The 14,620-nt window shown below is 52.7% G+C and carries 12 protein-coding genes; 7 read left to right on the plus strand and 5 right to left on the minus strand.

What is annotated here, in order from left to right:
- Positions 1-22: 22 nt before the first annotated feature.
- Positions 23-3,604 (plus strand): hypothetical protein, encoded by a 3,582-nt coding sequence (locus D0B88_RS06600; RefSeq protein WP_151056022.1) that lies wholly within the window; start codon positions 23-25, stop codon positions 3,602-3,604.
- Positions 3,605-3,769: 165 nt separating this feature from the next.
- Here D0B88_RS06600 and D0B88_RS06605 read toward each other — a convergent pair whose 3' ends face one another.
- Together D0B88_RS06605 and D0B88_RS06610 are read right to left on the minus strand one after the other, a co-directional pair.
- The gene (locus D0B88_RS06605) at positions 3,770-4,330 is read right to left on the minus strand and encodes a glutathione S-transferase family protein (protein WP_151056024.1); all 561 of its coding nucleotides are present in this window, start codon (positions 4,328-4,330) and stop codon (positions 3,770-3,772) included.
- 12 nt (positions 4,331-4,342) lie between these two features.
- Positions 4,343-4,777, minus strand: coding sequence for a nuclear transport factor 2 family protein (locus D0B88_RS06610; RefSeq protein ID WP_151056026.1), 435 nt, complete (start codon positions 4,775-4,777; stop codon positions 4,343-4,345).
- 258 nt (positions 4,778-5,035) lie between these two features.
- Between D0B88_RS06610 and D0B88_RS06615 the strand changes: the two genes are divergently transcribed.
- The 4 genes from D0B88_RS06615 to D0B88_RS06630 all read left to right on the plus strand — a co-directional run bounded on the left by D0B88_RS06615 (position 5,036) and on the right by D0B88_RS06630 (position 7,971).
- A complete protein-coding gene (locus D0B88_RS06615) occupies positions 5,036-5,341 on the plus strand; it encodes a hypothetical protein (RefSeq protein WP_040393329.1) in 306 nt (101 codons plus the stop codon).
- 73 nt (positions 5,342-5,414) lie between these two features.
- A complete protein-coding gene (locus tag D0B88_RS06620) occupies positions 5,415-5,936 on the plus strand; it encodes a hypothetical protein (protein ID WP_081489735.1) in 522 nt (173 codons plus the stop codon).
- A 79-nt stretch (positions 5,937-6,015) separates the two neighbouring features.
- On the plus strand, positions 6,016-6,780 hold the full coding sequence (locus D0B88_RS06625; protein WP_151056030.1) for a sulfite exporter TauE/SafE family protein: 765 nt from the start codon (positions 6,016-6,018) through the stop codon (positions 6,778-6,780).
- 102 nt (positions 6,781-6,882) lie between these two features.
- Positions 6,883-7,971, plus strand: coding sequence for an outer membrane beta-barrel protein (locus tag D0B88_RS06630; protein ID WP_151056032.1), 1,089 nt, complete (start codon positions 6,883-6,885; stop codon positions 7,969-7,971).
- A gap of 122 nt (positions 7,972-8,093) precedes the next feature.
- Here the strand turns inward: D0B88_RS06630 and D0B88_RS06635 are convergent, their stop codons facing one another.
- Together D0B88_RS06635 and D0B88_RS06640 are read right to left on the minus strand one after the other, a co-directional pair.
- Positions 8,094-8,594, minus strand: a complete 501-nt coding sequence (locus D0B88_RS06635) for a hypothetical protein (protein ID WP_151056034.1) — start codon at positions 8,592-8,594, stop codon at positions 8,094-8,096.
- A 113-nt stretch (positions 8,595-8,707) separates the two neighbouring features.
- Positions 8,708-11,053: a Tex family protein gene (locus D0B88_RS06640; RefSeq protein ID WP_151056036.1), complete on the minus strand. Its 2,346-nt coding sequence runs from the start codon at positions 11,051-11,053 to the stop codon at positions 8,708-8,710.
- Positions 11,054-11,325: 272 nt separating this feature from the next.
- Here D0B88_RS06640 and D0B88_RS06645 point away from each other — a divergent pair, with 272 nt between their 5' ends.
- Positions 11,326-12,063 (plus strand): GIN domain-containing protein, encoded by a 738-nt coding sequence (locus D0B88_RS06645; RefSeq protein WP_191966536.1) that lies wholly within the window; start codon positions 11,326-11,328, stop codon positions 12,061-12,063.
- On the opposite strand, the gene D0B88_RS06650 is transcribed toward D0B88_RS06645, so the two are convergent.
- Positions 12,060-13,451, minus strand: a complete 1,392-nt coding sequence (locus tag D0B88_RS06650; RefSeq protein WP_151056040.1) for a diguanylate cyclase domain-containing protein — start codon at positions 13,449-13,451, stop codon at positions 12,060-12,062. The two genes, D0B88_RS06645 and D0B88_RS06650, sit on opposite strands and share 4 nt — an antisense overlap.
- Positions 13,452-13,688: 237 nt before the next feature.
- Between D0B88_RS06650 and D0B88_RS06655 the strand changes: the two genes are divergently transcribed.
- Positions 13,689-14,492, plus strand: a complete 804-nt coding sequence (locus D0B88_RS06655; protein WP_151056042.1) for a hypothetical protein — start codon at positions 13,689-13,691, stop codon at positions 14,490-14,492.
- Positions 14,493-14,620: the final 128 nt, after the last annotated feature.

A 14,620-nucleotide genomic window follows, 5' to 3' on the forward strand; every position in this document is an offset into this window, starting at 1 on the left:
CTACCTATCAAGGAGGTTCATCATGACTAGCAAGGTTTTGATTGTTCTCGAAAGTGGATATCGCTTTGACTTTGACCCTACGGGCGCACCGGATTTCACCTACACCACACTGGTGAATACGCTGACCAGCGCCGGATTCCAGGTTACCCGCGCGCATCGGGAATCGGATGCGACACCCGGTGTACTGCGGTCCTTCGATTTTGCGGCGCCGGGCGCCAACCTGTTGCAATATGATGTTATCTGGCTGATTGGTTTGCGCGGGCGCAACCTCTCCTTTGGTGCCAGCGGTAGTTTTGATTTGAGTGAGGCAGAGCTGGCGGCAATTACTCGCTTTATGGATGCCGGTGGTGGTGTATTTGCCACGGGCGACCACGACAGCCTTGGTGCGGATATGTGTGGCCGCATTCCGCGTGTGCGTGCCGCGCGCTGTTGGTATGGCGCAGGTGATGGCACGACCCTCGCCGACGATCACTCCCCCATGCCAGACGACTTTCCCAAAAATTTCCCACCTTTTAGTGCGGCGCGCGCCGACACCACGCGGCCTAATCCGGCGGGTGACTACAGCGAATTTTCTGCCCCCTTTGTGTGGTTTGAAAACCAGTCGGACTCTGTGCCTCAGGTAATCGCGCCCATCACCTCGCCCGCGCACCCCATTCTGCGCAATGGGGACAGGGATATAGTGCTTTACCCGGATCATATGCACGAGGGTAATACTCTGGGAGAGGTGCCCGGTTATAACTACAACCAAACCCTGATGCTCGATGGCCAGAACTTTGTGGAGTTTCCCGCACTGGCTGGCGAACACCCCAAGCCCGAGGTCATCGCTACCGGGCAGGTGCTGGAAAATGCTTCGCGCTTTGCTACGGGTGGCAATGCTGATTTGGCAATTGCCTCCAGCAAAACAGTGAACACACTCAGTGTCTATGACGGCCGTCGCGCAGGTGTTGGTCGGGTAGTAACCGGGGCGACGTTTCACCATTACGTGGACATCAACCTTACCGGTGATTCCGGCATCACCCCCGGCTTACCGCAAACGCGTGCGGGTGCCGATGCGGCCAAGGGTCACGGCTTCGCCCATCCGGGAGCTGAATCGACCTTTGACGATATTAAGACAGTCTTTATTAATATCACCCGCTGGCTGGCGCGACCAAGGCCAGCCATTCGTTTAGTGCTGGAGCGAAGCACCTTCGGGCAGGACGAAGTGACAGTCAATCCGGAATTTGCCGGTGCCTTTTTGGTGACGGTGGATGGATTGAAACCGGGGCAATTCCCTGGCGGCGGCATCACTACCCTCATGCCATCGGCGGCGCAGTTGGCTAGTTGGGCGCCCGCCATCAGCTTGTCGGGAGCGCCGGCGATTGAAGTAATCCCCACCGGGGTAGCCAGTGATGATCCGACCCTCGCGGCGCGTTTGCAGCGGTTTACCTTCACTTATCGGGTGCGCTTTGTCGGCAATGCCTTTGGTTTTGCTGAACCCAATCGAACAGTGGAAGTGAATGCCGCCCTGAACAGCACTGAGGGAGCATTGTCCGATACCGCCTGGATTCAGCTGGTGAAATCGGCCAACCCCTTTATGCTCGATCTGGAGGGTGGCAATACTACTTCCTGGCTAAGTTCCGACTTGAAGGTGTTTCGCGTGGTTGCGGGCGAGTCGGTGCACGGCGTCAGCCTGCCGAATGGCGCTACCCGTGCCCAGGCGCTGCAGTTCATTAATACCCTTAGCGGCAGCATCACACCTGCCCAGTTTGAGGCACTTACTGGCAACCAGTCGGCGTCTGCACTGAGCCCTTTTCCTACCACTACCAGTGGCCGCAATGTGTACAACTTTGCCATCGCGCGGGTGAGACGGAATGGCACCATGCTAGCGGCGAATGATGTGCGCTTGTTTTTCCGTATCTTCACGTCGCAAACCACTGCCGCACTCACCTACCGCGAGGCGATGGGCGCCCCTTTGGAAGGCTACCTGAAAACCGCAGGTGCTAACCCGATTGCTTTGCCGGGCCAGGCCGGCGGTGAATGGTTGTCATTTCCCTGTTTTGCTGAAGGGCGTGCCGCAACGCCAGCCACTCAAGTGGATGGCAACAATGTGAAAGACATCAGCACCAGCGAAAGTAATAAGTTTTTTGGTGCGCTGCTGGATACCAACCTAAGCGGGAATTACCTGCCACCCACACCGGCCGGTGGCACTGCGGAGCCACTGCCCGATCTGTTGATGGGTGAACACCAATGTCTGGTGGCGCAAATCGAATTTGCTGGAACACCCATCCCCAATGGTGCCAACCCCAGCACCTCCGACAAGTTGTCGCAGCGCAATATAGCGTTAAGTGAAGTCGCCAACCCCGGCTTGGCTGCCTCGCGCCTCGCTGTTCACACCTTTGAGATAGAGGCAAGGCCACAGCCCATTAGCGATTCACTGTTGCCAGATGAGCTGTTGCTGGAATGGTCGCGCAACCTGCCGGATGGCACCTACGTGAATATCGAAATTCCCGGCTGGCGCGCGCAGGAGGTGGTGATGCTGGCGGATCGCTACTATCCGCTGCATAACATTCGCGCGCTGGATGATCGTACTATCCAGTTACCGGCGGGCGGCAGCTGTTATATTCCATTGCCGCGCAGCCTTAAACGCCAAACCGGAGTGATCAGTGTGGAGCTGCCCTTGGGAATCAAAAAGGGTCAGCGCTTTGATGTGGCGGTGCGGCAAATTACCAATCGCGGGCGCAACGTAAAATTCCCGTCACCCAAAATGCGGGAGATTTCGCGGAAGGAGGCAGAAAAGCTGATTGCTGGATTGCTTAAAAGCAGCGGCGATACCCGCACCAAAACCCGCGATCTACTGGCACAAAAGGGTGGGGTATTCGACTTGGGTAACAACCTTAGTTTGGTGACTGACCTGTCAGTACTGGATGCGCAAGGCGACCACGCCGTACTTATTGAGCACCCCGATCCCAAGGCGATGGAAGCAGCGCGGCGCGAAGCGCGTATGTGGCGCGAAACCCTCGGTGCTTTCCAGCTGGGAATTCCGGTATCGGTGAAAGATGACATGCTGTTGCATCATCTGCGCCTATTGTCGGTTATGACCTGGCGCGCCGCGAAGCTGAGCCGCAAAAGCCGTTGGTATGCAACCTTTACTCGCTATGTCGAGTTACTCACTGACAAAGTGCGCGCCTTGGGCGGCGACCCGTTTGCGCTACCGGCAACACCGGATGGCATTATCCCGCAGTTGGGTGTGAAGGATGATAAGCCAGCAGACGGTGGCGCAAACCCTGGTCAAGGCGGTGCGGCAGGCGACACAGCGGATGGCTACTTTGAACCTGCGGTGGACGATTGGCTGGCAGGTACTCAAGGGCTCCCTGCACCGGCAGATGCCAAACCCGGCATTTGGTCAGGTAAGGTCAGTGGTCTGCTGTTCGATCACTTCGGTGACTTTGAGGGCTTTACCTTGGAGACTTATGGCGGCGTACATCTGCGCTTTTTCAGTCGCGAAATGGCGATTCATGGTTTGGCGCAGAGTGCGTGGAAGGAGCGTTATGTAGTGACCGTGATTTCAGTTTCAGCGCAAAGCCGGGAGGTTCGCCGACTACTGATCCGGGGCCACTCGGTCTAGCGGCGATGATCCAGTCAGCATGGTTTGTTGTGTCCAATACGAAAAAAGGCGCCCCGGCGCCTTTTTTCGTTAGCCGCTCTTTCCTGGCATCATTGCTAGCGTGCGGTACTACCGATAGCAATCGTATCCAGGTGGCTGCGGCAGTGAGTCTATTGATCTCGCTGGTTAACCTTGCGGTGGTTGTGTCGCAATAAAATGCCCATAGTTCAGCGCGCCCGTGTAAAATTTTTCCAAATTTTCATAAATAGAAAAATCAATTTGGTTGCGGAATTTTGCCCAGCCGATAAAACAGGCAAGGCGGATTTGGGCATCGTTATAAGGTGTGCTTGTCGGCCAGGACATCTGGTTTAATTCCGCGAGTGTTGACTGGATGCGCGCGGCTTGGCGTTGCAAGTAGGGCACTGCGCTGATGTCTACACCATCGCGTTTGATGAAAAACAAATTCACTGTTGCATCCATCAGTGTGCTTACCAGACACAGCACATCCAACTCCTGCGCGGTTTTGCAAAATTCCTGCCCGGCTTTTTCGCGCAGGTATTTGGTGATGGAAGCGGAGTCGGTTAAAAAAATATCACCATCTTCCAGAAACGGCACCCGCTGGGTGGGCGACTTGGCGGTGCTGCCAGCCTGATCGGTCTCAATAAATTCAAACGCCTGCTGCGTTTCCAATAATACGATGCGCACGTGGCGCACAAAGGGGGAGGTGTAGCTACCGTAAAGTTTCATGAATACCTCTGCTTAGTTTTTGGGCGGAAATTTAAATGCCTGGCGTGCGAGTAATTTCCAGTCGCCCGCTTGTTTTTGCCACACCAATAAAATGCCCAGTTCAATCGTATTGGGTACACCGCCATCTTTTATATCGGCTTTCAAATTGTGCCGCACCAGTGCCGTGTCGCCGCTAATGGTGATGGTCTGTTCGCGCAAATCCATCGTCACAAAATCGGATTTGCCACTGGCAATTTTTTCCACAAACGCGGCCTGGTCTTCCATGGTGCCACTGGAGTGGCCGTAACTTAATTGCGGTGCGGAGAGTGCGAGCAGCGCTTTTCTGTCGCCTTCAATCATAGCGCTGCGCAGGGCGGAGACTTTTTCTTCCAACTGCTGTTGGTCGCTGTTTGCAAAACTGGTGCAGGCAAGGCTCGCGCACAGAAGGCCTAATACTAAAGATTTCATGGTCGTTCTCCGGTCATGGTGGGCGGTTAATAGTGTTATTGCCCGTGGGGTGGCTGCCGATTACCGGATTGTAGCGGCTGGGCGCGGATTTGTGCGTTAAAGAAGGGCAAAGGTTATGTGAATCCAGCCTTTCAAGATGTGCTGATATTCCAATAGGGTTTTTGACAAGCATGATGTTTATCACGACACTGTTGAGACATGCATCGCGTATTGATGCGAGTGGCAACCGGTTTTCATCATTGCAGAAGGGAGTTTTTTATGTCGGAGCTCAGAACAGCCAAAAACCCTAATAAACCCAGCCTTGCCGAGCGTTTGCAGCATCTGGTGGATGACCGGCGCGGTGTGAACAAGGCTGTGCCGATTAATTTGAGTAGTTTTCTCAATGAATCGCAGATGCTGGCGCTACACAGTCTGGAAAGTTTTGGCTGGAACCTCTGGTTTGTGCGCCGCCCTATGTTTATGCCGCCATTAGTCGTGGTCGCTAATGGTGAATCCACCCAACATGCGGTGTTGGAAGAGGATGGCTCGGTGAATTTAAAACCGCAGATCCATTTGCGTCATTAGCAGTGAAATTATTCAGGCGCGATTCAGTGCATCGCGCCTAGCATCAATTCCATAAACCACCGGAGTTGCTGCTATGTCCAAGATTCTCGCTTCCTTTGCACTTGTCATCTTGTCTTCTGTGCTGGTCGCCTGTGGCGGCAGTGGCAGTGCTGCCTCCGATCCGGGTGAAGACTATCGGCCAGAACTGCGCGCCTTCGATATCATCGACAGTTACGACACCGACACCGCAATTCCCAATCACCCGCCCTTGGCGCTCAGCCCTTATTTTTACGATGGTTTGTACGAAGTGTTCTGGGCGGTGGACAGTCTGGAAGATTACACCGTGAGTCTGCGTATTAATGACCGCGCTTCTATCGCCGGAAGTATCTTGATTAACTCCCAGGTATGCGGCGCCGGTCGTGTGTGCGATCAAGGTGGCAACTGGATCTGTGAATATACCAATGACTTTTTTATGTCTTGTGACAATTCACCGCGCGAGGTGGATATTTATCCGCTGATTAGCCAGCTGCCACAGCGAGTGTTTTTATTGTTAGAAGTGTGCGACAGAAACTCAGGTTACTGCGAATACGATTATTATCCTGTAACGCTTGAGTAACCTTTTATCCAGCCCCGGTGGGGCTCTGGATAAATTTATCCAATAGGTTCATGCTGCCGCTTTTTTTGCGGCAGCTGTCATGATCACCGACCCTCTGTTTTATTGTCTTGCTATTCCCGTTGTTATTTTAGTTGGCATGTCCAAAGGTGGCTTTGGTGGCGGCTTTGGCATGCTCGCGGTTCCCCTTTTATCGCTGTTAATTGACCCGCGCTTGGCGGCTGCAATTTTGTTGCCCATTTTATGCATTATGGATGCGGTGGGGCTGTGGAGCTTTCGTGGCACCTGGGACAAACTCAATTTAAAAATCCTGCTGCCCGGTGCACTGCTGGGGACGCTTGCTGGTGCACTCACCTTTGAAATGGCCAATGCAGATTGGGTGCGCTTATTAATTGGATTGTTGTCGATTTATTTTGTTGCCCATTATCTGTGGGGAAAACGTTTTCTGGAGCAAATGGCGCAGCGTTCGCCGAATAAAATCAGCGGCAGTTTTTGGGGCGCTATCGCCGGTTATGTCAGCTACATCGCCCACGCCGGTGGCCCACCCATCGCCATTTATTTATTGCCACAACATTTATCCAAGTCGGTATTAGCGGGTACCACTATTTTATTTTTTGCGATTATTAATTTTGTAAAACTGATTCCCTACGCGCTGCTTGGGCAAATATCGGGCGGCTCCTTTTACACTTCACTCCTGTTATTGCCACTGGCCCCTTTGGGAGTACTGCTGGGCGTTTATTTGCACCGCCGCGTATCCGATCGTTTCTTTTATTGGATGAGCTACAGCTTCCTGTTATTGGCGGGTGTGAAATTAACTTATGAAGGGGCTTGGGGAATCTTTGGTTAAAGCGGGCGGGCTGGTATTTATCGATGGATTCTATATGATTCGCGCGCGAGTGTTTGGACGGTAAATAAAAAACGAAAACTGAATTAAAAAGGAAAATGGAGTATGCGCGTAATTTTAACGGCCGGATTATTAACCTTACCTATGACCAGTTGGGCAGTGAACACTGAACCTGCGGGGTTTTATGCAGGCGTTGGTGTTAGCCAGATTGAGTACTCGGGCAAGCTGCCAGCAGCGCTGGATAAAAAGCCGGATTGGACAGCGTTTGAATTGGCAGGTGGCTACAAACACAGCCCGTTTGTGGGTGTTGAATCGCGTATCGGTTTTGGCGGTTCACCGGAACTGCTTTACGGTGGGGTTTACTATCGCACGGAAAGTGCAAATGACACCGCAAAAACGTATTTGCTTCTGGGATTTGCGGGTGCAAGCATTGAGGGGAATGCCGGTGATGATTTGTCGCTCTCTGGTATTTCCTATGGGGCGGGTGTTGGTTTTCCCGTCGGGCACAATTTGAACCTCAACCTTGAATACCGCATGTTGGTGGATGATAGCGATGCCGACGTGAATATGGGTGCATTTGCAGTCAATATGGATTATCGCTTCTCTGGTTTTGGTAGTGGCGCTAGTGCAGGTCAGGCTTCTTTTGCTCCTGCGGTGGATGCCGGTTTTTATGCGGGTCTCGGTGTGGCTCAAATCGAGCTGAGTGAAGATGAGATCTATGAAGAAGATGAGTTTGATGATGAACTCGACGAAGAATTTGACGATGAAGATGCCGAAGACGGCGCGCCGGATCTGAAGTGGAATGCGGTAGAGTTGATTGGCGGTTATCGTTATAACTCGCTGGCTACCGTTGAAGCGCGTTTTGGTGTGAGTGATAAGGATGAGCTGCTGAGCTTCACTTACGCATCGCTGTATTATCGCCCCAGCATTGAACTATCCAAAGTGCAGCTTTATGGTTTGCTTGGTTATACATCGGTCAATACGAAGTTTGAAGATGAACCCGATGAAGAAACGGGGGAGGTAGATAAAGAGAGCGATACAATCTCAAGCTTTTCTTATGGCGCAGGTGTTAATCTGCTAATTGGTGAGCAGTTTAGTGTTGGTCTTGAGTATCGTTTGTTGGCAAGTGATGAAGACGATGGCTATTCGAGTGATTTGAATGCGTTGGCGGCGAATGTAAATTATCGCTTCTGATTTTTAAGTTCAGATCGAGAGAAAGGAATCTTTCGTTTATTTTTGTCCCATTTCCACGTAAAACCTGAAATCAAGACTCCCTTCTTTTACGCTTCCTCGCATTTTGTAACGACAACTTTCTCTTAGGGTATAACCGCCTCTGCGCTACTACTGGCACTGCTTGCCAAGTCACGTGCAAGCATACAGTGGGTTTTAATTTTCTCTTCAATTTTTGCCGCTGTGCTCGAGGTTTGCTGTTGTTGCCGCCAGAACTTGCAGTCAACACTATCGGCTTTGAGTTGACGCAATTTAGTCAGGCGCTCAGCTTCGGCTTTATCGGCAAGCTGCTGTTCGCGGCGCGCTTCGGCGGCGGCGAGAAAACTTTCGTGGGTGAGTGTATCGCCGGTTTCGGTTGTTGTGTTTTGCGTTTCGCTTTCCGCGGTTTCTGACGTGTTGTTAGCAGCTTCACTGGTGTCTGTACCGAGCTGTGTCAGTGCTGCTTGCATGGCTGGCTGGTGTTGTGCTGCTGCGCTTTTTTTAGCGGTTGAATTGCTTCCGCTGTCGGCCATTAACCAATAGGTGGAGCCGACACCGAGTAAAAATAAGCCCGCGCCTATAGCAATTGTTTTTGTCCCGATTTCCATTGCATGCTCCTTGTGTGCATCGAGGGAGGGGTGATCAAAATTCTTGGTAGCTGAATTTGTTGCCTCCTGCATTTGCGATGAAATGACAGGAGGCATTGGCACAGGCTAAAAAACTATTTCTTTTTCAGCGCCTGTTGTAACAACGCACCCATACTGCCCATTGCCGCAGGGGCAGGGTTGTTTTTCTGCGCTGCGCGCTGTTGGTTTTGTGATTGCGGACGTCCGCCCCCCCGGTTGTTTGATGAAGAGTTGCCTTCCACCTTTTCACCAGGTGTATCATCCAAACGCAATGACAGGGCGATACGTTTGCGCGGTACATCCACTTCCATTACTTTGGCTTTTACGATATCACCGGCTTTCACCGCTTCGCGTGGATCTTTAATAAAGTTGTGCGAGAGCGCGGAGATATGTACCAAACCATCCTGATGCACACCAATATCCACAAAGGCACCGAAGTTGGTCACGTTAGTAACTGTGCCTTCCAGAATCATTCCTGGAACCAAGTCGGTAATTTCTTCTACACCTTCCTGGAATTGCGCGGTTTTAAATTCAGGGCGCGGGTCGCGGCCGGGTTTATCCAATTCTTTGATGATGTCGGTTACGGTGGGAACACCGAATTTTTCATCGGTGTAGTCCACCGCTTTTAAGCCGCGCAGGAAGGATGAATCACCAATCAGCCCTTTAATTTCGCGCGCGTTTTTCTGCGCGATTTTTTCAACAATCGAATAGGATTCAGGATGCACAGCAGAGGCGTCGAGTGGGTTGTCACCACCGGCAACACGCAAAAATCCTGCGGCTTGTTCAAAGGTTTTTTCACCAAAGCGCGGTACTTTTTTCAATGCTGCACGCGAATTAAACGCGCCGTTCTGGTTGCGGAATTCGACGATGTTATTCGCCAGTGTCGTGTTCAACCCGGACACACGTGCCAGCAGCGCAGCCGATGCGGTATTCACTTCTACACCCACTGCGTTCACACAGTCCTCAACTACCGCATCGAGCGAGCGCGCCAGTTGCGATTGCGAAACGTCGTGTTGGTACTGGCCAACGCCGATGGATTTTGGATCGATTTTTACCAATTCAGCGAGTGGATCTTGCAAACGGCGCGCGATAGAAATTGCACCGCGGATGGTTACATCCAAATCGGGAAATTCTTTCGCTGCAAATTCAGAGGCAGAGTAAACCGATGCCCCGGCTTCACTCACAATCACCGTGCTGGCTTTAATATCGGTGTGCTTTTTCAATACATCTTTAGCAAATTTTTCGGTCTCGCGCGATGCAGTACCGTTACCAATCGCAATCAAACCGACATTATGTTTGTTGCACAGGTGAACCAAAATCGCTTCGGATTCGGCGATTTTATTCAGCGGCGGAGTCGGGTACATCACACAGTGGTCGAGCACTTTACCGGTCGCATCAACCACCGCGACTTTTACGCCGGTGCGCATACCAGGGTCTAGGCCGATAGTAGCTTTTTGCCCGGCAGGTGCCGCGAGCAACAAATCTTTTAAATTGGATGCGAAAACTTTAATCGCTTCTTCTTCGGCTTTTTCGCGCAGCTCGCCGAGCAAATCCGTTTCCAAATGCGTGAGCAATTTTACTCGCCAGGTCCAGCGCACCACTTCAGCGAGCCAGCCATCGGCAGCGCGGCCTTTATCTTGCACCTGCCAGTGTTCTGCGATCATGGACTCGCAGGGATGACCGATGCGCGCTTCTTCATCGCCCACTTTAATGGAGATGGTGAGCACGCCTTCGTTGCGACCGCGGAACATGGCCAATGCGCGGTGCGATGGCACCGATTTAAGCGGTTCGTCGTGCTCAAAATAATCGCGGAATTTTTGCACTTCCTGTGAAGCGTCTGTTTCTTTGCCGGTGGCGACGCGCGCCGAAAAGGTGGCTTCCTGTTGCAGGAAATGGCGCAGGCGACCGAGCAATTCGGCATCTTCACTGAATTTTTCCATCAGGATGTATTTGGCACCGTCGAGCGCGGATTTCACATCATTAATGCTGTGCTCGGCATTAAAATATTTAGCGGCTTCCACTTCGGGCGCGAGTGTTGGGTCGGCCAACAAGGCGTCTGCCAAAGGCTCCAATCCAGCCTCTTTGGCGATTTGACCTTTGGTGCGGCGCTTGGGTTTGTAGGGCAAGTACAAGTCTTCCAGGCGGTTTTTGGTGTCGGCGATCTGGATCTCGCGCTCCAATTCCGGCGTGAGCTTCTCTTGTTCGGCGATAGATTTGAGGATCGCCGCGCGGCGCTCTTCCAGTTCGCGCAGGTAGCGCAGGCGTTCTTCCAGGGTGCGCATTTGCGTATCGTCCAGCCCGCCAGTCACTTCTTTACGGTAGCGGGAGATAAAGGGTACGGTCGCACCTTCATCCAGCAGCCCTACGGCGGCGCTAACTTGTTGTTCCTGAACGTTTAATTCGTCGGCAATACGTTTGGCAATACTCGGTAAGCTGGTCATAACATAAAGGCTCGTGTAGCGGGCTTGAATCGGAAAGGGCACCATTATCGCCAAAATCCCCCTGTGTGCCAGACTTGTTTTTGGTAAGGCTTTGTGAACGGGAAATGGGCTGCCAATATTTTTTTCCTGCAGTGAATCCAGCGGCGTTGGTGTTGCGTCTTAGTGGTTATGCGCATGTTGATTAAACGGGTTTCACTGTCAGATTATTGGAGAAAAATTATGTTAGTTCGCAACGGTTTACTGGGGGCATGGTTCTTGGGGGGGGACTGTGTTTGGCTGCGCCGCTGGCGCTGGCCGAAATGGTCGCCAAGGTTTACCCCGTGAAAGATTTCAGCGAGTTTGTGAGCGGTGGTAATACCCATATTGAAATCACCCAAAGTGATAAAGAGTACTTGCGGGTAGAGGCGGATGCCGAGGTAATGCAGCGGGTAAAAGTGGATCAGACCGGCAAACGTGTCAGTGTGTGGTTAAAAAGCGATAAGGGTGGTGTGTTCAGTTGGTTTGGTCAGGGCAATGATCCGGTGAAAGTCATTCTGGGGGTTAAACAGCTGGAGTTACTGGATATTTCCGGTGGTGCCCATGCCAGGGTGGCAGATTTGCAGGGGCGCGATTTTGAATTCAAAGCCAGCGGTGCCGCCAATGGCGATTTCGATCGCTTGACCATGGACAAGGTGAGGATGGATTTGTCCGGGGCGGGCAATGTGCGCATCGCGTCGGTTACCACCCAGGAGCAGGGCTACGATATTTCCGGTGCCTCCAATGTCGAGATCAAAGGAGATAGTCATAGTGAGCGTCTGATGGTGGGCGCCAGCGGTGCCAGCAATTTCCGCGGCAAATCGCTTACCGCCCGTCAGGCCGAGTTAAATGCCAGTGGTGCATCGCATATTAAGGCGACGGTGACTGAGACCTTGGTGGCAGATGCCAGCGGTGCATCCAGTGTGGACTATTACGGTAACCCGCACGCTAAAACCAAGGCCACGGGGGCGAGCCACGTCAATGCCAAGGACTAGCGTCGCTGGCTTTTGCGTGTGTACATCAGGTTATCGGCGTGATGTAGCAGGTCTTTTTCGTTATCGCCGTGTTCGGGGAAATGCGCTAGGCCAATGCTTGGCGCAATACTTATTTGCGTACCATTCAAGTCAAAGGGCTGTGTGAGTTGCTGGAAGATCTTGTCGGCAACCAGATCGCTTTGCGCCGGTTGATCAATATTTTCCAGCAGCACAACAAATTCATCGCCGCCAAAACGGGCGATGGTATCGCATTCGCGCACACTCAATTCCAGCCGCCGTGCGACCGCTTCCAGCAGCAGGTCGCCGGTGTGGTGGCCAAACGAGTCGTTCACCTCTTTGAATTTATCTAAATCCAAAAACAGCAGCGACAACATGCCGTTATTGCGCCGCGCTCTGGCCATCGCGGAGTTAAAACGGTCATAAAACAGGTCTCGGTTGGGCAGGCGGGTTAAGCGGTCGTACAAGGCGCGTTGCTGCAGGCGTTCAATAAGCTGGCGGCGATCGATGGCGGCTGCCACCTGGTTGGACACAAACTGCAGCAGCTCCAGTGTTTTGGCGCTATAGCTTGCCGCTTCGCTGTAGCTTTTGATGACCAATGCCCCGGTTGTGCGGCCCTGTATTTTGAGCGGAACCCCAAGCCAGGATTGCACCGGAGGTGTTGCACCCATGGGGCAAGTGGCCAATTGAAGGGCGTCCAGTAGCAATGGCTCGCCACTGCGGATCAGCTGCGCATAATCGCTGTCGCTGGCGAGTGATTGGCAGGCCGGTACAGGTTGGTGCTGATCGATAAAGTAGGGAAAACTAATGCAATCTGTCGGCGCATCATAGAGCGCAATGGCGAAGTTACCGGCGGGCAACAGGGCGCCAATAATGCCGTGGATCTGCTGGTACAAACTATCCAGATCCTCGGTATTGTGAGAGGCTTCAGCGATCGCAAATACCGCCTGTTGCACGGCTTCGGCTTGTTTACGCAGGGTGATGTCACGCGCCACCGCCACCCGGCATTGATTCTCCTCCGACCAGCGCGCCGACCACATGATGTGGGCTATCTCGCCATTTTTGCGTAGATAGCGATTCTCAAAGTGCGGCTCCGGTTGCCCGGCGATTATAGTTTCCACCGCATTAATGGTGCGCTCCCGGTCATCGGGGTGAACCAGCTCCAGCATTTGCATGCCCATCATCTCAGCTTGCGAGTAACCAAAAATGCGCTCGGCACTGGGGCTGACATATAAAAAATGGCCGTGTTTATCCACCACACAAACCGCATCGACCAGCAGGTCGATATATTTGCCCAAGGCGGGGAAACTGAGGGAACGCATGATCGAGTGGTATTGCTCCTGAAATAGTTGTCGCTGTAAATGGCGGCCACCCGAAACAATGGCTGCCATTGATAATGGCTGATTGCTCCTTGACGGAAATACTTGTCTGCGCCAGCTGGGCTCAAGCATAGTCGCTTCGCGCCGGTTTGGCGTAATTAGTCAGAGTAATAAGCATAGTTGTAATACAAGCATTTGGCGCGCCAATTTGCATTTTTTGCTGGCGTGTATCTACGGTGATTCAGCATCCGCTGCTATTCGCCGCTGCCTCAAATGCCTAACCCCTGACGCTATTGACGGAGACAATTAATGACCCTCAAACCCCTCTGGATTTTACTGGCGATAAACCTGTTGCTCAGCCCTGTGTCGCTCGCAGTGACACAATCGGCGGCGCAGGCCGAGTCGCCGGGGCTGGTTGATTTACGCCGCAGCCTGCAGCAATTGCGCCGCAGTGAACCCATCGCACTGGATGTGCAATTCAAATTGTTTGGCCGCAGTGGCGAGGACAAAGACCTGCAGGAGCGCGAGGGTTTATTACAACTGCGGTTGGAGGATTCCGCTGCGGGGTTGCGCATGGCCTACGCCCCGGCGCTGATCGCCCAGCTGCGCGATGAGGAGATGGCTAAAACAATTGATGAGGATGTAAAAAACTCCGCGCTCAATGCTATTGGTCAGTTTGATTATTGGGAGTGGCGCGAGCTGGTGTACCCGGTGGATCAGTTGGAGTTGATGTTGGCGCGCTACCGTTTTTTGGATGAGGCCGTCAGCAGCTACGAAGGCAAACCCGCGCGCTTGTTACGCTTTAGTCTGCCCAGAGAGAAAATCGACAAACGCTATCGCAAGTACGTCAAAAAATACCGCAACCGCCTGCTGCTGTGGATTGATGAACAGGGTGTACCGCTGGCGAGTGAGCTGCAGGAGTCGGGCACCGGGCGGGTATTTATCGTGATTGGTTTCAAATTCAAAAATGCGGTGCAGATGGAATACCAGCAAGTCGGTGATCGCTTGATCACCCGTCGGCGCGAAGTGAAGGATGAAAGCGAAGGCGCCACCATGCAGAGTGAACGGCACTTTATCAGTCTGGTATCGGTGGCCGATGAGGCGGGAAACTAATTGATAGTGCTGGCGTCATAAACCGGTGCCCGCGAGGCGGGATAAATTCTGCTAGGCTGTGGCGGTATTTTGTAATCCACGTGCAGTAGTACAAGGGTTTATTGACAGGTTTAATTCTAACTCTAAAG

Origin of the sequence: Cellvibrio sp. KY-YJ-3, from assembly GCF_008806955.1 — a bacterium.
GTDB lineage: Bacteria > Pseudomonadota > Gammaproteobacteria > Pseudomonadales > Cellvibrionaceae > Cellvibrio.